The following is a 19559-nucleotide window of genomic DNA, read 5'->3' on the forward strand; positions in this document are numbered from 1 at the left end:
GTGACTTGATTTCGGCAAAAGCCCGAAGACTTAAGCCGCGTTGTGCAGCCGATTTTCGAAAGCAAGGTTCCGGGTCAGCGGCGCCAGGGTCTTGGCAGCGGCCAGAACAGCCAGGTCAGCCAGCGGCTCGCCCAGGATCACCAGCATGTAGGCAAAGCCGAAGGAACCGACGGAAGCCATGTTCTCGGCACCGAAGCCCTGGCCGTAGAATGCCCAGAAAGCAACCCAGCCAACGATACCGGCCTGGAACGTGGTGGAAAGAGCCAGTGCCTGAACGTAGGAAACGTCAACATAGGCGGTCTTTTCCGGAATGATGCGGTTTGCCAGCATGCTGACAGCCCACAGCGGCACAAGCAGCGTGGTGACGTTGATGCCGTACTGCGGCAGGTCGAAAGGAGCAACCAGCGTCCCCTGGAGCAGAAGGCCTGCAGCAAGACCGATTGCTGCCGGACCAGCGCCGAACATCAGGAACAGGGTGGAGCCCAGGATAAAGTGAACTTCGGAAACACCAACCGGGTAATGCGGCAGGATTTCGAAGAAGCAGAATACGGCAACCGTCGTGATGACGGAGCGGACGGCAAGGCTGAGAACGCCGCTTTTGCGGATCGTGTCGAGAGCCATTTTGCCCAGAAGGCCGAAGGAAGCAGCCGCGGTGCCGTAGCTGAGTACGATTTTGGCACCGTCGACGATGCCCGGTTCGATATGCATGTCATTTCTCCTTTGCGCACCCTCCGTGCGCGAGCAGATGGTGTGAACCGGCCCCGATGGGACCGCTGGATGGCAGGTTTCCTGGCTCGCGAGTCTCTGCGCTGCCCGCCTTCCCGGATCGCTCCAGTGGCTTGAAGGGCTTTGCTCGTCGCATACAGTTGCGGGGGCAGCCACGGTATTGGTCCCTGTTGGGTACGCCTCACCGTGTTCCCATTTCATCCGCCCTTACGCTTGTTCGGGCGAAACCATCGCATCGTCTAGATTTGCAAGGATTGGCGATATTCTGCAAGCGAATTTTCGCCATATTCGGTCTGAATGCGACATTGCACCGAAATTTTGCCGCCTGAAGACCGCCACCGAAATCAGCCGGGTCAGCATCACCGACAAGCTTCAGATCTCAAAATACTTCTTCAGGGAATTGCGTCAGCCACCTGAAAAACATGACATTTGAAGAATCCAATCAAAGATGAAAATCAAAACCATTATTTATTAAATTTTTCTGTATTTAGGGTAATTGTGATTTTTACTTGCGGAAACCCTAACGAAAGATAACCTCACTCGCATACAAAGCACATCATGAGAGTTTGCAATGCCCTTTACCAAATTGGGAACGCTTATCGCTGGTGTCGTCTTTTTCCTTGGCTGCATTCAGCTGGCACTTCTGGCCGGCGTTACTCTTGGTGCAGTCACTGAACCAAGACCGGGTTTTTTCCTTGGCAATCTGACACGCGAACAGGCGCTCGACAGCGGACTATTGAAGATCATGGCCGCCGTCGCATTCGGCGTGATCACCGAGATCAGCCGCTCGGTTGAAAAGAAGTAGACTACAACCAAAGACTTGCCGCAGGCGGTGACCTGTGAAAGTCTTCGGCCATGTTGAAATCGATTCCCCTGACCGCTTTTGCGGTATCTCTCCTTGCTGCCACCGTCACTCCTGGCTGGGCGGCACCTGACAAGCTGTTCGGCGCCATCAACGAACGTCTGTCGTTCATGCAGTCGGTTGCAGCCTGGAAAGCGGATAACGACAAACCTGTCGAGGATCTGCCGAGGGAAAAGGTGGTGCTGGATGCTGCCCGCGAAAAGGCAGTCGAAAACGGCCTGTCGGCTGACAATGTCACCTTGTTTTTCCAGGCGCAGATAGATGCGGCCAAGGACATTCAAACCTGCTGGATCGAACGCTGGGAGAGCGGCGAAGCTCGTCCGCAGAACGTACCCGACCTGATCAAGGATGTCCGTCCGGAGCTGTTGCGCCTCGGCAACGAGATCCTGACGCTACTCGCAGAAAGCCCCGTCGAATCCTCTGACCAGCAGGCCTTCACGGAGGCGCTGACCGTGGAATGCCTGTCCGACGGTTCAAAGAGCGCTCTGTTTGAAGGTCTGGTCGACGTACACGACTAGACACATACGGCCATCAGGACATCCCTTATCGGAGTTCAGGAGGCTGCCTGCCTCCAGGGCTCGGCCGCATTCGCCTCTTCTTCCCGCTTCATGACCATTCGCGAGAACTCGCCGAACGGCACCGCCGGGCTCCACAAGTAGCCCTGGCCGAGAGTCCCGCCCCACAGATTGATGTAATCCATCTGCAACTGGGTCTCGACCCCTTCGGAAACTGTGTTGAGATTGAGCTGCCTCGCCAGCATCAGGATCAGCTCGACGATGGTCCGGCGATCCTCGCAATTGGCAATGTCCATGATGAAGGACCGGTCGATCTTCAGCGTGTCGAACGGCATGCTCGCGAGACTGTGCAGCGAGGAATAGCCGGTGCCGAAGTCGTCGATTGCAAATTTGACGCCTTCTTTCTTGATCGGCAGGATCTGATCCAGAAGGTTCTGCGAATAGTCGACAAGGCTCGATTCCGTCACTTCCAGTTCCAGCTTCTCCGTCGAGAACCCGCTCTCGCCAATGATCCCGAGCATTCTGCCGGTAAATCCCTTTGCCTGCAGCTGCGCGGGCGCAACGTTCACGGCGACAGATACATCGACATTCTGCCGGTGCAGGGATTTCATGTCGGAGAGCGCGGATGCCAGCACGAATTCTCCGATCGGAACGATCAGACCGCATTCTTCTGCCACGGGAATGAACTTGTAGGGCGGTACGGATCCGAGTTCGGCATCGTTCCAGCGCAGCAGCGCTTCTGAACCGACAATCTTGCCGGACGAAATGTCGACCTTCGGCTGGTAATGAACGGATAGCGTGCGGTCTCTCAGCGCGCTTTGCAGCCTGTGCCGGATCTGTTCGCGCTCGGTCATCCGTTCGCGAATGATATCGTTGTAGGCGATCGACTGAGCCCTGCCGGCACCCTTTGCTTCATACATGGCCATGTTGGCGTTTCGCAGAACTTCCTCGGCCGTTGTACCGTGCTCCGGGTATCTCGCGATCCCCGCGCTGACGGTCAGCGAAAGGGAAAGCCGGCCAATTCTGTAGGCCCCACCCAGCCGCTCGACCATCGTTCTGGACAACTTGGCAAGCGTCTGCAGATCATCGACGCCGGGTAAAAGTACGACGAATTCGTCGCCTGAAAACCGGGCAACGCAGGGGGGTTTTGACGTCAGTGGCTTGGCCAGCTCGTCGACCAGGACGGCCAACCGGTTGCCGACCAGCCGCAACAGCTTGTCGCCTACGGCATGTCCGTGCATGTCGTTGATCAGTTTGAAGCGGTCCAGTCCGATGTAAAGAACGCTGCCCGTTTCCTTGGGTCGCAGATCGATTAGCGTCATCGCGACATTGTCCAGCTTGGCCCTGTTGGGCAAACCGGTAATGCGATCGGTGTAGGCGAGTTCCTCGATCCGCAGAATATTCTCGCGCAGCTTGACCATCATTCCGCGGAACGCGGTTTGCAGGTCACCCACCTCGCCCGGTGCATCAGTTTCCAGATTGCAGTCGAGGTAACCGGCTGCAGCCTCATTGGCTGCCTGCGTCACGCGGCTGACACCTGCCGTTGCCCGGTACATCAGCGCAGCAATCACCGGAACGAAGGCAAGAAGAAGAACCGCCAGGATCAACACCACCTGAACAATCTTTTCCCTCAGAACGCCCGCAAGCTCGTGCTTCGAAATGCGCACCAGCACGGACCCCACCACTTCCCCACTGCGGGAAACCGGCAGGATGTATTCGATCATGTCGGCGGTTTCCGAATACTGAGCCTTGCCCGACTGCGCGACATTCAGGGCGCCTTCGTTGAACTGCACGGCGCTCGAGGGTTCTGCGGAGGTAAAATCGCTGGCGAACTCCTGACCGAAGCGGCTATAGGCCTTGGCTGCGATAATGTATTTGTCACCCGCAATCGCATTCAAAAGCCGCTCGACTTCACCATAGTTCTTGTTGGCGATTTCGCGCGCCGCGATATTGGTGACAAACAGCGCCTTGTCGTGAGCAGTCCGAGCAAGGCGTTCCTCGATCTTGTCCGTCTGGGTCAGATAATCGATGCCGATCAGAACCAGCGAAAAAGCCAGCAATCCGAACACGCCATAAAGCGTTGCCCGCACAAAGACGCGCTTGAACAGCGCGTTTCCTCTTGATCGAACGGTTTCGAGCACGAAACAAGCCCTTTCGGTCCATTGCGTTGCCCGGGTCGAACTGCGACCCGATACCAGCAGTGTTTCGGCAGCCGCCTCAACAAATTCTGAACCTGAAAGAGGAAACACGGCCCTATTCAGGAACTATTGAACCTACGAGCATCTATTTCTTTCACACCGGCCAAATTGCTCGTCAAAATTTCCTAGGCACTACTGAATTCACGAGAAACACTGTCCGCGTAGAATTACCAAGCCGGACCGGCATCTACGGAAGATTTGAATCGATCACACTCTCAACTTGGCCCGATTTCTGCACCGAAAGGTGCGATTTTCAACCAACACCCCAAATCGACGCGCGTCTGAGTAGCTTCCGAACATACTGTTCTTGGCGTTGTCGGTTCGTGGGCAATTTTCGTGGTTTGTTGTCGAGCAAGGCAACTATAAATAGTTTTTACTTTACCGGGACCGGATTCGGCATATTGGCACGGGAGCAGTGCAGGCGCGGCCCTACGTGGACACCCGGATTGCAGAAGCCCAGCTGCCGCGCGGTGAACCTGGTGCGGCCTTCAATCGCCTGATCGAAGTGCGCCAGTTCGCCCGCAGTTCTGGATCTGACCTGCAGCTCTCGAATGTCCTGCCCCATCTGAGCGGTTTTCTCGCGGTTTAGGTCCGGCGCTAGATAGATTGCCGTTGTCCAAATTCACTTTCAAAGGCACTATTTTCGTATCTGGAATATCAGTCCTGGGCGGGAGGCCAAGGACATGTCCGGCAATGCGAAACACGATTCCTGGAGTGCAGGTCGCAGTTACGATCACTACATGGGCAGATGGAGCCGATTGATCGCAAGAGAGTTCGTGTCCTGGCTCAACGCGCCTGCTGATGCAGACTGGGCGGACATAGGGTGCGGCACCGGAGCCTTGACCGAAACCATACTCGATATGGCCAAGCCAAATTCGGTTGTCGGTCTCGATCTTTCGGAAGGCTTCGTGATGCATGCGCGGGAAGCGATCACCGACGAGAGAGCCCGCTTTGAAGTCGGGTCTGCACAGGACCTGCCGCTTCCCGACAACTCCGTTGACGTATCAACGTCCGCGCTCGCGCTCAACTTCGTTCCGGACAAGCTGCAGGCGCTGGCCGAGTTGCGTCGCATTACCCGCCCTGGCGGAACAATATCCTTCTATGTCTGGGACTACCCGGGAGGTGGCATGGGCTTCATTGACGCCTTCTGGAAAGCAGCCGCTTCAATCGACCCCGCAGCCGAAGAACTTGATGAGGCGCTTCGGTTTCCCTTTTGCACTCCGGACGGGCTCCGCCAACTTTGCACTGAAGCCCGGTTGCCGGGTGCCAGTGTTCACACCCTTGAAGTCGACACCGTGTTTCCCGGGTTTGAGGAATTCTGGCATCCCTTCACGCTCGGCGCCGGGCCCGCACCCGGCTATTGCATGAACCTGCCACGGGAAAAACGGGATGAGCTGAAAGCAAAGCTCCAGGGTCAACTCGATACCGGCGGAGAAATCCGCTTGCCCGCACGCGCCTTTGCTGTCCGCTACCAGCAGCCGTGACCACGCAGTTCATCCAGAGCGGAATTTACAGGCAAGACCAACGGCAAGCACAGCAAGCGCGAAACACGAACTCGCCGGATAGAGCAACGCTGCAGCCGCAGCATCCCGGTACAGAGCCTCACTACGACCAGCCGCCAGAACCTGGAAGAAGATCTGGCCCTGCACCGCGATGCCAAGCGCCATGCCGATCTGCTGGAAGACCTGGAGAACGCCGGACCCCGCTCCGGCATCCGGTCCGGAAACCCGCGACAACACGAGCTGGAACAATGCTGGAATCATCGTTCCGGTACCAAGACCGACAATCAGGAATGGCACCACCAGCAGGCTTGCCGATAGTCCATCGGAAACAAGCAGGCGCACCGCCACCAGACCGCAGAAGACCGCCAGCATGGCAAGGCTGATCCTTGCCGCCTGAAAGCGGGCTCCGAAGCGGCCTGTCATCGCGGATGCAAGGATGACACCAACAGGATGCGGCGCCAGGATGAGCCCGGCTGTCATGGGCGATAATCCAAGGCCCGCCTGCAGGAAGAGCGCCATCATGAAGAACATGCCTGCAAGACCGGAAAAGAACAGCGCGACAAACGCGACGCCCGCAACAAAAACGCGGTCTCCAGTAAGAAGCACCGGCAGAAGCTGCGCCTGGCCGAGGCGCGCCTTCTGAACCTGCAGCCGGTAGAACAGGACAGCCAGAACTGCGCTTAGCCCCATCAAGGCAAAACACCAGACCGGCCAGCCGAATTGCCTGCCTTCCACAAGCGGAAACACCAGCGACAGCACCGCAAGGGCAAAAAGAAACGTTCCGGACCAGTCCGGCATCACCCGGCTCTCGTTTTCGATATGTGGCAGAAAGCGAAGAGCACCGGCAAGGGAGACCACCCCGACAGGCAGATTGATCAGGAAGATCGGCCGCCAGCCCAGCCCGAAGATATCGGCCGCCACAATTGCCCCGCCCACCAGCGGCCCCGCCACGGCCCCAAGTGCGCTGATGGAGCCGAACAGGCCGATGGCCTTGCCTTTTTCCTCTGCCGGAAAGATCACGTGAACAATGGCAAGTACCTGCGGCACCATCATCGCAGCGCAAAGCCCCTGCAGGGCACGGGCGGTAATCAGGGTGCTTATATCGGGGGCCAGGCCGCATGCCAGGGAACTGGCGGTAAACCCGGCGACACCCCAGCGGAAGACCCGACCCCTGCCGACCACGTCTCCAAACCGGCCGAAAGGCAGCAAACCGGCGGCAAAGGCCAGCACATAGACAACCAGAACCCATTCCAACTGGGTGTCCGTGGCACCAAGTCCTTGGCGGATGGACGGCAGCGCCAGATTGACGACCGACACATCGAGAATATTCATGAACATGGCGAGGTAGAGCGCGGCGAGCGCCGCCCAGCGATTGCGCCTCTCCCTGGTCGCACCGTCAAACAAAAGGGACATTCAGAACTCCTGGCAAGGCGTGAACTCGATTTTGTTACTTATAAAGTTACATATTCACACACGTCAATCTCATGTGCCTTGAATTGTCACGTAATCGAATCCGGCATAAGGTTTTCCAAACGGAGATTTCCATGCGAACCGACAGCCGATTGCCGCGCGTGCTTCACGTGCTCCTGCATCTGGACCAGACAGAAGACCCGGTGACGTCCGACCAGATCGGGAAGATGCTCAACACCAACCCTTCCCTGGTCCGGCGCACCATGGCGGGGCTGCGGGAAGCGGGTTTCGTCGGGGCCACCAAGGGTCATGGCGGCGGTTGGGTGCTGGCCAAGAGCCTGGACAGCATCTCGCTGGCCGAGGTCTATGCCGCCCTTGGCTCACCACAGCTTTTTGCCGTCGGTCAATCCGCCGACGCCCCCACCTGCCTTCTGGAACAGGCGGCCAACCGGGCAACTTCAGCCGCTCTGGAGGCGGCACGCGAAACATTTCAGGAGAAGCTTGGGCAGGTCACGGTGGCCGATCTGGTACGGCCGCATGCGCAGGAAATCCGGGAGCATCAGGAAAAACTTTAGGTCCGAATTTTAGCCGCAAACCTTGGGCAATCTTCGGAACACCTGTGAAGACCTCCATTCAAGAACCTTCTTCGAGGCATGGTCCGGAGCAAACTGAACAGCCCCCTTGCCTCGCGGCGCAACATTGTATACAAGCGCACACAATAGAAATCAGGTACAACTCGCACCATTCAGATTTCCGTTTCACCTTCCCATTTTCCAGACCCGCGAGGCAATGCGTCCCATGGCAAAGATCAAAGTCGACAATCCGGTCGTCGAGCTCGACGGCGACGAGATGACCCGGATCATCTGGGCCTTTATCAAGGACAAGCTGATCCACCCCTATCTCGACATCGACCTGCTCTACTTCGATCTGTCGATCCAGAAACGCGACGAGACCGACGACCAGATCACGGTCGATGCGGCCAACGCCATCAAGGAACATGGCGTCGGCGTCAAATGCGCCACCATCACACCGGATGAAGCGCGGGTTGAGGAATTCGGCCTGAAGCGTATGTACCGTTCGCCCAACGGCACGATCCGCAACATCCTTGGCGGCGTTATCTTCCGTGAGCCGATCATCATGCAGAACGTGCCGCGCCTCGTGCCGGGCTGGACCCAGCCGATCATCGTCGGCCGCCATGCCTTTGGCGACCAGTATCGCGCCACCGACTTCCGCTTCCCCGGCAAGGGCAAGCTGACAATCACCTTCACCGGCGAAGACGGCCAGGTGATCGAACACGAAGTCTATGACGCACCGTCCGCCGGCGTCGCGATGGCGATGTACAATCTCGACGACTCGATCCGCGATTTTGCCCGCGCTTCGCTGAACTACGCGCTCAACAGGAAGGTGCCCTGCTACCTCTCCACCAAGAACACGATCCTGAAAGCCTATGATGGCCGCTTCAAGGACCTGTTCCAGGAGATCTACGAAGCCGAATTCAAGGACCAGTACGCCGAAGCCGGCATCTGGTACGAACACCGGCTGATCGACGACATGGTCGCCTCCGCTCTGAAATGGTCGGGCGGATACGTCTGGGCCTGCAAGAACTACGACGGTGACGTCCAGTCCGACACGGTTGCCCAGGGGTTCGGCTCGCTCGGCCTGATGACGTCCGTCCTGATGACACCGGACGGCAAGACCGTGGAAGCGGAAGCCGCCCACGGCACGGTCACACGCCACTATCGCCAGCACCAGAAGGGCGAGAGCACCTCGACCAACTCCATCGCCTCGATCTTCGCCTGGACCCGCGGGCTCGCGCACAGGGCCAAGCTCGACAACAATCAGGAGCTTGCCCGTTTCGCCCAGACGCTGGAAAAGGTCTGTATCGACACGGTGGAAGCCGGCCACATGACGAAGGACCTTGCCCTGCTCGTCGGCCCGGATCAGGCCTGGCTCACCACCACCGGCTTCCTGGACAAGATCGACGAGAACCTGGCCAAGGCCATGGCCGCACACTAAGGCATTGCCTGTGAAGGCCGAAGGAGCAACACCGCGGACATTGTCCGCGGTGTTTTGCTTTTCGGCCCAACAACAACCTGCCGATTGTCCCTCTTCCCGGCCCGCGCTAGGCTCACCTGGCCGGTAGCCAGAGGAGAGCACGGTGTTGACGATCCGCGAATTGAAGACGCCTCTGATCGGCCCCCTGAACCTTGCCTTGCAGGCGGGTGAAGCCGTTGCGATTTCAGGACCCTCCGGCGCAGGCAAATCCCTGTTTCTCAGAGCAATTGCCGATCTCGATGAAAGCGCCGGCCATGTTGCCCTGGATGGCACGGAGCGCGAATCCATACCGGCTCCTGAATGGCGCCGAAAGGTGGCTTACGTGCCTGCCGAAAGCGGCTGGTGGGCGGACCGAGTTCAGGATCATTTTGCCGAAACTTCCGACCTTCCCAACCTGCTGCACCAGGTTGGTCTTGCCGATGCGCTTGCCTGGGAGGTCTCCCGGCTTTCCACCGGTGAGCGCCAACGCCTTGCCCTTGTGCGCGCTCTCCAGACAGCACCGCAGGTTCTTCTCCTGGATGAACCCACCTCCGCGTTGGACCCGCCTTCCGTTGACCTGGTCGAAACTCTCCTGAAACACCAGCTTGCTGCCAATCGCGCTCTTCTGATCGTCACGCACGACCCCGGCCAGCCCGAACGGCTCGGGGCACGACGGCTTGTCATGGAAAAAGGCCAGCTGACGGTAGGTGCTGGCCAGGGAGCGCCCGCGTGACCGGTTATCTCGCCCTCACCTATTGGGACCTCGTGGCTGCCTCGGTGTTCCTGCTATTGAACGCGGTTTTTTTCGATCGTGCTTGATCTCGGCCTCACCCGCACGCTCATCATCTCGGCCTTGAGAATGAGCGTGCAGCTGATCCTGGTTGGGCTTGTCCTCAAGGCAATCTTCTTTGCCGGATCCCTGTTGTGGACATTGCTGGCTGCTGCCGTGATGCTGGCTTTTGCAGGGCGCGAAATCTGGGCGCGGCAAGACCGTCGCCTGGCTGGCCTCTGGGGCCCGGGGCTGGGCGTTGCCGTCATGCTGGTCGCAGGCACCCTCGTCACGATCTACGCCCTGGCAGGGCTCATCCGCCCCGATCCGGTCTGGATGCCGCAATATGCACTGCCGCTTTTCGGCATGGTGCTCGGCAACACCATGACCGGGGTCAGCCTCGGCCTTGATACGCTTCACACGTCGCTTGCCCGCGGGCGGCGCGATGTGGAAGCCCAGTTGCTGCTGGGCCGCACCCGCTGGGAAGCGACACGCCCCTTCTCCCGTCAGGCACTGCGGTCAGGTTTCACGCCGATCATCAACGCCATGGCGGCAACAGGCGTCGTGTCATTGCCCGGAATGATGACAGGGCAGATCCTGTCCGGGGTCGATCCGCGCGAAGCAGTCAAATACCAGCTCATGATCATGTTTCTGCTTGGCGGTGCTACCGGCCTCGGTGTCCTTGGCGCTACCTTCGCCAGTGTGTGGCGCCTGACCGACAACCGTGACAGGCTGCGTCTCGACCGTTTGAACGGAGGGTCTCGATGATTGAACTTTATGGCGCGGACTATTCGGTCTATGTGCGCTCGGCCCGAATGGCACTTATCGAAAAGGGGATCGCCTACGAGCTAGTCCCGATCGATGTGTTTACTCCGGGCGGACCGCCGGAAAGCTATCTTGAGCTGCAGCCTTTCGGCAAGATCCCCACACTGAAGCATGGCGACTTCACCCTGTTCGAAACAGCGGCCATCCTGCGCTACATCGACGAAGCCTTCGACGGCCCTCCGCTTCAGCCAGCCTCTCCGCAACCGCGGGCGCGCATGGCTCAGCTTCTCTCCATCCTCGACAATTACGCCTACAAGACCCTCGTCTGGGACATCTTCGTCGAACGGGTGTCAAAGCCCTCTGGCGGCGCCCCCGCGGATGAAGTCAAGATCGCCTCGGCGCTCGGCCGGGCAAGAACGATCGTTAAAACACTGGAAGCGCTTGTGACGGAAGGTTCGTTCCTGATGGGGGATCAGCTCACCCTCGCCGACTGCCATGCCGTCCCGATGCTTGCTCTCTTCGAGCTGTCAGAAGAAGGCCGGCTGCTGCTGCGTTCGGCGCCGAAGCTGTCTTCATGGCTACAGATGTTCAAGGAACGCGACAGTTTCAGAAAAACCGGATTGTCTGGTTGAGCGCGATTACGCGTCAGGCCTTTATCTTTTCCGCAGGTCAGATCCATTGCAAACATGTTAGTCTTTTGCCGTTCCACGACGCCCGTTGTTCCATTTATCTTCAGGCGGGCGCAACATTGAATCATTTTATGAAGAAGGGGATTTTTTGATGAAGTTTCAAAAGCTTGTAATTGTTTTCTTGAGCAGCCTTTTGCTGATGTGTGCCGGTTTGGCAGCATCGGCACAGACCGTCCACGAGCCCTCCCGCGGCACTGCCGAGCGCAAGGACATACTCGATGCAATGCGTCCGATGATGGAGGCAAGGGTGGGACCGCCGGTCGAGTTCGTGGTCAACTGGATGCGTTCAGGCCATGGCTGGGCTTTCGTCCAGGTCTCGCCGCAGCGCCCAGGTGGTGGCGCCATTGACCTGTCCCGCACGACTTTCGCCTCGCAGGCGGACTATATGGATGGCCTCGTCACCTTCGCCTTGCTGCGTTACCAGTTCAACCGATGGAACCTGGTCGACTTTGTCGTCGGCCCGACAGATGTCTTCTGGCAGGGCGATCCGCTCTACGCCCAGGTACCCCGCGGCCTGACACCCTACTGAACGCCTTTCTGACTGGCCTACTTTGCCGGATCCTTCTGCGTTCCGGCAACTTCCTCCATCATGTCATCTTCAGAGTCGGCTTCGTCCTTGGAATCGTCCCCCTGGAAAAGCTCCGGCTCCTGGTCAGTGTTCTCTGAAGATGCAAACACGCCCGACTGCTGAAGTTCCTCTTCCGCCAGCTCGCCCAGCACGCGTTTTCCGGCCGCCACACGGTCGCGCGCTTCATCCATGATCTTCTTGGCCAGCCCTTCATCCCTGTCCATCAGGTGTTTGAGGGCTTCCGCCTCCAGCACCAGAAGCTGGCAATCCTTGTAAGCGACCACCTTCGCGGTTCTGGGTGTCTGATTGATCAGTGCCAATTCGCCAAAGAAACTGCCTTCTCCGAGATAGACCGTGTCGTGCTGCAGCCGGATTTCGACTTCTCCGTCGGCGATGAAATACATCTTGTCCGCAACATCGCCCTGCTCGGCAATCGTGCCGCCCTTGCGCACGCGAAGCGACTGCAGCAGCTTCGCAACTTCGGCAATCTCCGTCGCCTTCAGGTCTTCGAACAGGGGTACGCGTGCCACCATCGACCAGGTGACGACAAAATCCCGGCTATGGATTTCCCGGGCAAAGGCCGAAGCAATGATGCCGACCGGCAAGGCTATCAGCCCGTAGCCCATCAGCATGACGATACCCCCAACCGTCTTGCCGAGATTGGTGACCGGCACGACATCGCCATAACCGACGGTCGTCACAGTGGTAATCGCCCAATAGATGCCGTGCAGAATGCTGCGGAACTTTTCCGGCTGGTCGTCATGCTCGATCAGATACATCAAGGTGGCAGCCATCAGGATGACACCGCAGATGATCATGCTCGATCCGAGCAGCGCCCTACGCTCGTTGCCGACGGCGGAAATCAACGAACGCAACGCCGGTGAATACCGGGCCAGCTTCAGGAAGCGCAGCAGCCTCAGGATGACGACCATCGTGACCGCCTGATTGGGCAGGAAAACCACGAACAACAGCGGCAGGGCCCCGATCAGATCGATGATCGCGTCCGGCTGCATCGCATAGCGCAGCCTGGAAAACACCGGCCCGTAACGGCGCAGCGGCGGATGGAGATCGGCCACGTAAAGACGCATGACGTATTCGGCCAGAAAGACAAGTCCGCTGCCCAACTGGATCAGACGCAGATGCGTGCTCAGGATGTCGCGGATTTCCGGCACGGTTTCCAGCACCGCAAGCGCGATGTTGATCAGAATGAGGACGATCAGGAAATTCCGCAGCACGCGCGCGCCGATGCGGCGTTTGCCCGTGTCCTCAAGCACCTCATAGAGCGCCCGTTTGAATTCGTGGCCGGACACCGAGCCCCCCGTTTCTGATTTTGCTCGCGTTTTCATGAATAGCCGAAAGACAGGCTACGACAAAGCTCTCCACGCGGACAGCCCTCACCATGCCGCACGAAGCTGTGCATAGGGGTGAGCGGAACGTGATTGGGCAATTTTGTCGCAGGCCCCATCTCCATGGATAGCCAACCGAACGGAAGGAGGACACCATGACCATAGACACCGACAAGGTTCGCGCCGCAGAAACCACGCCTCACCACATCGTGCTGAAAATGTTGCTGGTCTCGACGTTCTTCGCAGCCGCCGCCCTGGCAGTGACTGCTTTGCTGAACTGAACCAACCGGCAGGCCGCCGGAGGCAGACCTGACCAGGTCACCTCAAACGACGCCCCATCCATCGTCATCCCGGCCAAGCACAGCGCGAGCCGGGACCGGAGAACGACAAGCCTTGCAGGAATGAAAGAGGCCATGCCGAGAGCAATAGGGCTTCCCGATCCCGGATCTTCGCTTCACTGCGTTCGGGATGACCAAGGAGGGGTTTGTTTGAACTCGGTAGCGAGGAAGAGACCTGATGCCTTCAGGCGAGCGGGAAAGCCAGTAAGGCCGCCTTCCCCACAAAACAACCAATGTCCCCTCCGTCGTCATCCCGGCCAAGCGAAGCGCGAGCCGGGACCGGGGAGCGACAAACCTTGCAGGACCTCAAGAGGCCATGCCGAGAGCAATAGGGCTCCCCGATCCCGGATCTTCGTTTCACTGCGTCCGGGATGACCAAGGAGGGATATGCGTAATTTCACCCGGGAAGTGACCGAGCGCCTTAAACGAGCTAGGGCGGCCCTGAAGGGACCGCCCTTTTCAATTTTGATTGCCTGTAGAACCGTCAGAGCCCCGTGAGGTGTGCCTCGATTGCGGCAACGGCTGCGTCGGCCTTGGACCCATCCGGTCCACCGGCCTGCGCCATATCAGGTCGACCGCCACCACCGCGGCCACCGAGCGCTTCCGACCCGATCCGCACCAGATCCACGGCGCTGACCTTGTCGGTCAGATCCTGCGTGACGGCAGTCACGATGGCGGCCTTGTCGTCTTCGGCAACGCTGATCAGAACGACCACGCCGGACCCGAGCTGGGTCTTGGCCTCGTCGGCCATGCCTTTCAGATCCTTCGGGTTGATCCCCTCGACGATACGCGCCATCAGCTTGAACGCGCCGGCGTCCTTCACCGGCGTGCCGCCTTCCGCGCCACCGCCCATGGCAAGCTTCTTCTTGGCATCCGCCAGTTCGCGCTCCAGCTTCTTGCGATCTTCAACCAGCTGGGCCACGCGAGCCGGAACATCATCGGCGCTGATCTTCAGCAGGCTGGCCAGTTCGCGCATGCGCTTGTCCTGGGCATCCAGATATTCACGGGCTTCTGCGCCGGTCAGCGCCTCGATCCGGCGAACACCGGCAGCAACCGCACCTTCGGAAACCAGTGTCACCAGACCGATATCGCCGGTACGCTTCACATGTGTTCCGCCGCACAGTTCAAGCGAATAAGGCTTGCCCTGCTTGGGGCCATGGAGAGCGGTCCCCATGGAAACGACGCGAACCTCATCACCATATTTTTCGCCGAACAGAGCCATGGCGCCAGCTTCAATTGCGTCGTCGACCGCCATCAGGCGGGTATCGACGGGCGCGTTCTGCAGCACGATCTCGTTGGCGAAGCTCTCGACCGTTGCCAGTTCCTCATCGCTCACCGGCTTGGGATGCGAGAAGTCGAACCGCAGGCGCTCCGGCGTTACCAGCGAGCCCTTCTGAGCGACGTGATTGCCAAGGACCTCGCGCAAGGCCTCATGCACAAGGTGCGTCGCCGAGTGGTTGGAACGGATCGACTTGCGGCGGGAATGGTCGACCTTCAGCTCCAGGGCAAGGCCCGGAACCAGCTCGCCTTCTTCCACGGTGACCGAATGAACGAAGAGCCCTTCGGCCTTCTTCTGCGTATTGGTCACGGCAACCTTGACGCCATTGGCCAGCATCCAGCCGGTGTCGCCCACCTGGCCGCCGCTTTCGCCGTAAAACGGCGTCTGGTTGAGAACCACGAAACCGCTTTCACCTGCGGAAAGTTTGGCAACTTCCTTGTCGTCAGCAGCAAGACCGGCAACGACGCCTTCGGCCGTCTCGGTCTCATAGCCGAGGAAGTCCGTGGCACCGTGCTTTTCCTTCAGTGCGAACCAGACTGCTTCCGTCGCAGCGCTGCCTGACCCAGACCAGGCCGCACGGGCTTCCGCTTTCTGGCGCTCCATTGCAGCATCGAAGCCATCCGTATCAACGGAAATGTCGCGCGTTCTGAGCGCGTCCTGGGTCAGATCCAGCGGGAAGCCGTAGGTATCATAGAGCTTGAACGCGGTTTCCCCATCCAGACGCCCCCCAGCCTCAAGGCCTTCGGTTGCGGTGTCGAGCAGGCCGAGGCCACGCTCCAGCGTCTTGCGGAAACGCGTTTCTTCCAGCTTCAGCGTTTCGGTGATCAGATCTTCAGCGCGGCTTAGCTCCGGATAGGCACGGCCCATTTCACGCACCAGCGCCGGAACCAGCTTGTGCATCAGCGGTTCGCTCGCCCCAAGAAGATGGGCGTGGCGCATGCCGCGGCGCATGATCCGGCGCAATACATAACCGCGGCCTTCGTTGGACGGTAGTACGCCATCGGCAATCAGGAAGCTCGTGGACCGCAGATGGTCGGCAATCACGCGGTGGCTGCCGGTGGCGTCGCCTTCTGCTTCCACACCCGTGGCGTTGACGGACGCCGCAATCAGCGCCTTGAAGAGGTCGATGTCGTAGTTGTTGTGAACGCCCTGCATGACAGCGGCGATACGCTCGATGCCCATGCCGGTGTCGATGGACGGACGCGGCAGGTCGAGACGCTTTTCCGGCGTCTGTTCGTACTGCATGAAGACGAGGTTCCAGATCTCGATGAACCGGTCGCCATCTTCTTCCGCAGAGCCCGGAGGGCCGCCCCAGATGTGGTCGCCATGGTCGTAGAAGATTTCAGAACAGGGGCCGCACGGGCCGGTATCGCCCATGGACCAGAAATTGTCTGACGTCGCGATGCGGATGATCCGGTCTTCGCTGAGACCTGCGATCTTCTTCCAAAGATCGAACGCCTGATCGTCTTCGGCAAAGACTGTTACCAGCAGCTTGTCCTTCGGCAGGCCGAATTCCTTGTTGACGAGGTTCCAGGCCAGTTCGATCGCCTGGTCCTTGAAATAGTCACCAAAGGAGAAGTTACCCAGCATCTCGAAGAAGGTGTGGTGGCGCGCAGTGTAACCGACATTATCCAGGTCGTTGTGCTTGCCGCCGGCGCGAACGCATTTCTGCGCCGTGACCGCACGGGAATAGTCGCGCTTTTCCAGGCCGGTGAACACGTTCTTGAACTGGTTCATGCCCGCGTTCGCAAACATCAGCGTCGGATCGTTACGCGGCACCAGCGGCCCGGACTCGACCACTTCGTGGCCGTTTGTCTTGAAATAGTCCAGAAAGGCAGAGCGGATTTCATTTACGCCGGTCATTCGGATCTCGCATCGGTCACAGCCCCGCATATGAGGGCCTGTTGAAAATCTTGAAGGCGCTGGATCTGGGTCGCCGATCCCCGCCGGAACAGCCTTTTAACTTTCACCTCCAACCCTGTCCAGCGGTTGCACGGGCCCGACCTAACGGAAAGCTGCCGGGAAACAGGCGATTTCCGGAATGAAGGCTGCCCGCACGCGCAGGACAATCGCTCCGACAGGGTCTGACCTCTTCCAATTTCGCTCCGTTGCGGGTCCCGAAAAGCAAAAGGCCCCCTTCCGGAGTGCGGAAGGAGGCCCTTGGAAGACCGGACAAACGTCCGGAGCTCTTGCAGAAGGAGACCGGAAACTGAGGATCAGTCCTCTGCTTCCTCCGATGCAGCGTCCGGATCAATGATCGCATCGGCGATCAGGCCGGCGTTCTGGCGGATCGCCAGTTCGATTTCATCGGCAATTTCCGGATTGTCCTTCAGAAACTGCTTTGCGTTTTCCCGGCCCTGGCCAAGACGCTGGCTGTTGTAGGAGAACCAGGCACCTGACTTTTCAACGATGTTGCCTTTGACACCAAGGTCGATCAGCTCACCCGTCTTGGACACGCCCTCACCATAGACGATGTCGAATTCCACCTGACGGAAAGGAGGCGCAAGCTTGTTCTTGACGACTTTCACGCGGGTCTGGTTGCCGACCACTTCGTCCCGGTCCTTGATCGCACCGATACGGCGGATATCCAGACGGACGGAGGCATAGAACTTGAGCGCGTTACCGCCGGTCGTGGTTTCCGGAGAACCAAACATCACGCCGATCTTCATGCGGATCTGGTTGATGAAGATCACCATGCACTTCGACTTGGAAATCGACGCGGTCAGTTTGCGCAGCGCCTGGCTCATCAAACGGGCCTGCATGCCCGGCAGGCTGTCGCCCATCTCGCCTTCGAGTTCTGCCTTCGGCGTCAGAGCGGCGACCGAGTCGATGACCAGAACATCAATGGCGCCGGAGCGCACCAGCGTGTCGGCAATTTCCAGCGCCTGTTCACCGGCGTCCGGCTGGGAGATCAGCAGATTGTCGATATCGACGCCAAGCTTGCGCGCATAGATCGGATCCAGCGCGTGCTCCGCATCGACAAAGGCGCAGATACCACCGGTCTTCTGGGCTTCGGCAACCGCATGCAGGGCAAGCGTGGTTTTACCCGAAGACTCCGGTCCGTAGATCTCGACGATACGGCCGCGCGGCAGACCGCCGATCCCGAGCGCGATATCAAGTCCGAGCGACCCGGTCGAGACGGCTTGCACCTCAACCACCTGGCCCTGGCCCATCTTCATGATGGAGCCTTTGCCGAAGGCGCGTTCGATTTGGCTGAGCGCTGCGTCCAGCGCTTTTGTCTTATCCATCTGGCTGCTTTCTACGAGACGAAGTGTACTTTGCGACATGGCTTACGCTCCTTATTCCACGATGGACGCGCCGTTTCAATGAGAGCCTTTGTACACATTTTGTTCTCATTTGACAAGTCGGCAAAACCGATTGGTATTAAAATGAAAATGGCTGTTTGTTTCCAATATGTTCTCACTTATCGATTTTAGAACTTACCTAGCGTAATCTATTGATCGGAACATCCCGTGATTCCGCGATCGGGCAGAATCACCGTCGCTTGCCTGCCGCCAGTTGCCGCCCCCCGCTTAATCTGCTAGCCCGCCCCTTCAACGGTTGCCCGCACCGGCGCATCGAACGCTTCTGTTCTGATCCCGGCTTTTCATGAGACAGTCCAGAACGTGACTTCAGCCATCTCCTCCCCCGTCATCGCAATCGGTGCGATCCATTACGATACGATCGCCCATGCCAGCGAGCCGATCCGCCCCGAGACCTCGACCCCATCGAGGCTGAACGCAAAGCCGGGCGGCGTTGCCACGAACATTGCCCGTGCGCTGGTTCGGCTCGGGGTTGGAACACGCCTCGTGGGAGCGGTTGGAGAAGACGGCGCTGCCGACATGCTTTCCCGCCAGCTCAGCCAGGAAGGGCTCGAGCTGCATGTGAAGGCCCGGAAAGGTTTCGCAACGGGCCAGTACCTTGCGTTACATAATCCGGCAGGCGATCTAGCGGCCGCCTGCGTTGACGACCGTGTTCTGTCCGAAGCCCCCGAGGATCTCTTCGACGGTATCGTTGCGGATCTTGCAGCAAATGCGACGGACGATACGATCTGGTTTCTGGATGCCAACCTGCCCGCTGCAATGCTGGTCCGGCTGACGGGGCGTGCCTTGCCCGGGCGTCTTGTTGCCAATGCCGTTTCAGATGCCAAGGCAGTCCGGCTGCGTGGGGTTCTCGGCAAACTGGATTGCCTGATGCTGAACCGCGGCGAAGCGGTCACGCTTACCGGGCTTTCCCGCGGCACGTCTTCCGAAGATCTGGCGGTGGCCTTGTCGCAGACCGGTCTCAAGAGTTTTGTCCTGACCAGCGCAGCATCTGATGTGCTGGTGCTCGAAAGCGGGAAACTTCACCGGTTCGCACCGCTTCAAACAGATATCGTCGATGTCACCGGAGCAGGCGATGCATTAAGCGCCGGAACGGTCGCGGCGCTCGCCAGAGGCTATGGCCTGAAGCAAGCAGTCCCTATAGGCCTTGCAGCTGCAGCCCTGACCCTGCGCAGCACCGGCGCCCTCGCGGAAGAGCTCTCCTGGGACGCCCTCGCCAACTTTTGACCATATGG

General features: G+C 59.1%; 18 protein-coding genes and 1 riboswitch. Of the genes, 12 read left to right on the top strand and 6 right to left on the bottom strand.

All coding sequences use genetic code 11. The features are described 5' to 3' along the window. Positions 1-30: 30 nt before the first annotated feature. Positions 31-708, bottom strand: a complete 678-nt coding sequence (locus HCG46_RS01460; protein ID WP_023000822.1) for an energy-coupling factor ABC transporter permease — start codon at positions 706-708, stop codon at positions 31-33. Between the two features lie 53 nt (positions 709-761). Further along, positions 762-973, bottom strand: a riboswitch (cobalamin riboswitch). 324 nt (positions 974-1297) lie between these two features. Between HCG46_RS01460 and HCG46_RS01465 the strand changes: the two genes are divergently transcribed. Together HCG46_RS01465 and aroQ are read left to right on the top strand one after the other, a co-directional pair. After that, positions 1298-1531 (top strand): hypothetical protein, encoded by a 234-nt coding sequence (locus HCG46_RS01465; RefSeq protein WP_023000821.1) that lies wholly within the window; start codon positions 1298-1300, stop codon positions 1529-1531. A 50-nt stretch (positions 1532-1581) separates the two neighbouring features. Next, positions 1582-2106, top strand: coding sequence for a gamma subclass chorismate mutase AroQ (aroQ, locus tag HCG46_RS01470; protein ID WP_168684239.1), 525 nt, complete (start codon positions 1582-1584; stop codon positions 2104-2106). 35 nt (positions 2107-2141) lie between these two features. Here aroQ and HCG46_RS01475 read toward each other — a convergent pair whose 3' ends face one another. Continuing rightward, complete coding sequence (locus HCG46_RS01475; protein WP_168684241.1) at positions 2142-4244, bottom strand: EAL domain-containing protein; 2103 nt, start codon at positions 4242-4244, stop codon at positions 2142-2144. Positions 4245-4734: 490 nt separating this feature from the next. On the opposite strand from HCG46_RS01475, the gene HCG46_RS01480 reads away from it, so the two are divergent. Further along, positions 4735-4890: a hypothetical protein gene (locus HCG46_RS01480; RefSeq protein ID WP_168684243.1), complete on the top strand. Its 156-nt coding sequence runs from the start codon at positions 4735-4737 to the stop codon at positions 4888-4890. A 94-nt stretch (positions 4891-4984) separates the two neighbouring features. After that, positions 4985-5785, top strand: coding sequence for a class I SAM-dependent methyltransferase (locus tag HCG46_RS01485; protein WP_168684245.1), 801 nt, complete (start codon positions 4985-4987; stop codon positions 5783-5785). A gap of 9 nt (positions 5786-5794) precedes the next feature. On the opposite strand, the gene HCG46_RS01490 is transcribed toward HCG46_RS01485, so the two are convergent. Then, the gene (locus HCG46_RS01490; protein WP_168684247.1) at positions 5795-7216 is read right to left on the bottom strand and encodes an MFS transporter; all 1422 of its coding nucleotides are present in this window, start codon (positions 7214-7216) and stop codon (positions 5795-5797) included. A 131-nt stretch (positions 7217-7347) separates the two neighbouring features. Here HCG46_RS01490 and HCG46_RS01495 point away from each other — a divergent pair, with 131 nt between their 5' ends. From HCG46_RS01495 to HCG46_RS01520, 6 genes are all read left to right on the top strand, one after another. Continuing rightward, positions 7348-7788: an Rrf2 family transcriptional regulator gene (locus tag HCG46_RS01495; RefSeq protein WP_055655131.1), complete on the top strand. Its 441-nt coding sequence runs from the start codon at positions 7348-7350 to the stop codon at positions 7786-7788. 223 nt (positions 7789-8011) lie between these two features. Next, positions 8012-9229, top strand: a complete 1218-nt coding sequence (locus HCG46_RS01500; protein WP_023000814.1) for an NADP-dependent isocitrate dehydrogenase — start codon at positions 8012-8014, stop codon at positions 9227-9229. A gap of 142 nt (positions 9230-9371) precedes the next feature. Further along, positions 9372-9980 carry an ABC transporter ATP-binding protein gene (locus HCG46_RS01505; protein WP_168684249.1) on the top strand — a complete coding sequence of 203 codons (609 nt, stop codon included), beginning with the start codon at positions 9372-9374 and terminating at the stop codon, positions 9978-9980. A gap of 78 nt (positions 9981-10058) precedes the next feature. Next, the gene (locus HCG46_RS01510; protein WP_353621804.1) at positions 10059-10784 is read left to right on the top strand and encodes an ABC transporter permease; all 726 of its coding nucleotides are present in this window, start codon (positions 10059-10061) and stop codon (positions 10782-10784) included. Further along, on the top strand, positions 10781-11413 hold the full coding sequence (locus HCG46_RS01515; protein ID WP_168684251.1) for a glutathione S-transferase family protein: 633 nt from the start codon (positions 10781-10783) through the stop codon (positions 11411-11413). Before HCG46_RS01510 ends, HCG46_RS01515 begins: the two co-directional genes overlap by 4 nt. Positions 11414-11561: 148 nt before the next feature. Then, on the top strand, positions 11562-11999 hold the full coding sequence (locus HCG46_RS01520) for a hypothetical protein (RefSeq protein ID WP_168684253.1): 438 nt from the start codon (positions 11562-11564) through the stop codon (positions 11997-11999). A 17-nt stretch (positions 12000-12016) separates the two neighbouring features. Here HCG46_RS01520 and HCG46_RS01525 read toward each other — a convergent pair whose 3' ends face one another. Further along, a complete protein-coding gene (locus HCG46_RS01525) occupies positions 12017-13348 on the bottom strand; it encodes a cyclic nucleotide-gated ion channel (RefSeq protein WP_208993906.1) in 1332 nt (443 codons plus the stop codon). 191 nt (positions 13349-13539) lie between these two features. Between HCG46_RS01525 and HCG46_RS28495 the strand changes: the two genes are divergently transcribed. Beyond that, complete coding sequence (locus HCG46_RS28495) at positions 13540-13665, top strand: hypothetical protein (RefSeq protein WP_023000808.1); 126 nt, start codon at positions 13540-13542, stop codon at positions 13663-13665. A gap of 541 nt (positions 13666-14206) precedes the next feature. Here the strand turns inward: HCG46_RS28495 and alaS are convergent. Together alaS and recA are read right to left on the bottom strand one after the other, a co-directional pair. After that, on the bottom strand, positions 14207-16864 hold the full coding sequence (alaS, locus tag HCG46_RS01530; protein WP_055655143.1) for an alanine--tRNA ligase: 2658 nt from the start codon (positions 16862-16864) through the stop codon (positions 14207-14209). A 353-nt stretch (positions 16865-17217) separates the two neighbouring features. Beyond that, positions 17218-18288, bottom strand: a complete 1071-nt coding sequence (gene recA, locus HCG46_RS01535; protein ID WP_031269221.1) for a recombinase RecA — start codon at positions 18286-18288, stop codon at positions 17218-17220. A 339-nt stretch (positions 18289-18627) separates the two neighbouring features. On the opposite strand from recA, the gene HCG46_RS01540 reads away from it, so the two are divergent. Further along, positions 18628-19551 carry a PfkB family carbohydrate kinase gene (locus HCG46_RS01540; protein WP_209009266.1) on the top strand — a complete coding sequence of 308 codons (924 nt, stop codon included), beginning with the start codon at positions 18628-18630 and terminating at the stop codon, positions 19549-19551. Positions 19552-19559: the final 8 nt, after the last annotated feature.

The organism is Labrenzia sp. PO1 (assembly GCF_012273635.1).
In the GTDB taxonomy this organism is placed as follows: Bacteria; Pseudomonadota; Alphaproteobacteria; order Rhizobiales; family Stappiaceae; genus Roseibium; species Roseibium algicola.

Excerpts from the sequence above, each read along its gene's own strand:
- HCG46_RS01460 (WP_023000822.1), bottom strand. The coding sequence starts at position 708 with ATGCATATCGAACCGGGCATCGTCGACGGTGCCAAAATCGTACTCAGC.
- HCG46_RS01465 (WP_023000821.1), top strand. The coding sequence starts at position 1,298 with ATGCCCTTTACCAAATTGGGAACGCTTATCGCTGGTGTCGTCTTTTTC.
- aroQ (WP_168684239.1), top strand. The coding sequence starts at position 1,582 with ATGTTGAAATCGATTCCCCTGACCGCTTTTGCGGTATCTCTCCTTGCT.
- HCG46_RS01485 (WP_168684245.1), top strand. The coding sequence starts at position 4,985 with ATGTCCGGCAATGCGAAACACGATTCCTGGAGTGCAGGTCGCAGTTAC.
- HCG46_RS01490 (WP_168684247.1), bottom strand. The coding sequence starts at position 7,216 with ATGTCCCTTTTGTTTGACGGTGCGACCAGGGAGAGGCGCAATCGCTGG.
- HCG46_RS01495 (WP_055655131.1), top strand. The coding sequence starts at position 7,348 with ATGCGAACCGACAGCCGATTGCCGCGCGTGCTTCACGTGCTCCTGCAT.
- HCG46_RS01500 (WP_023000814.1), top strand. The coding sequence starts at position 8,012 with ATGGCAAAGATCAAAGTCGACAATCCGGTCGTCGAGCTCGACGGCGAC.
- HCG46_RS01515 (WP_168684251.1), top strand. The coding sequence starts at position 10,781 with ATGATTGAACTTTATGGCGCGGACTATTCGGTCTATGTGCGCTCGGCC.
- HCG46_RS01520 (WP_168684253.1), top strand. The coding sequence starts at position 11,562 with ATGAAGTTTCAAAAGCTTGTAATTGTTTTCTTGAGCAGCCTTTTGCTG.
- HCG46_RS28495 (WP_023000808.1), top strand. The coding sequence starts at position 13,540 with ATGACCATAGACACCGACAAGGTTCGCGCCGCAGAAACCACGCCTCAC.
- alaS (WP_055655143.1), bottom strand. The coding sequence starts at position 16,864 with ATGACCGGCGTAAATGAAATCCGCTCTGCCTTTCTGGACTATTTCAAG.
- recA (WP_031269221.1), bottom strand. The coding sequence starts at position 18,288 with ATGTCGCAAAGTACACTTCGTCTCGTAGAAAGCAGCCAGATGGATAAG.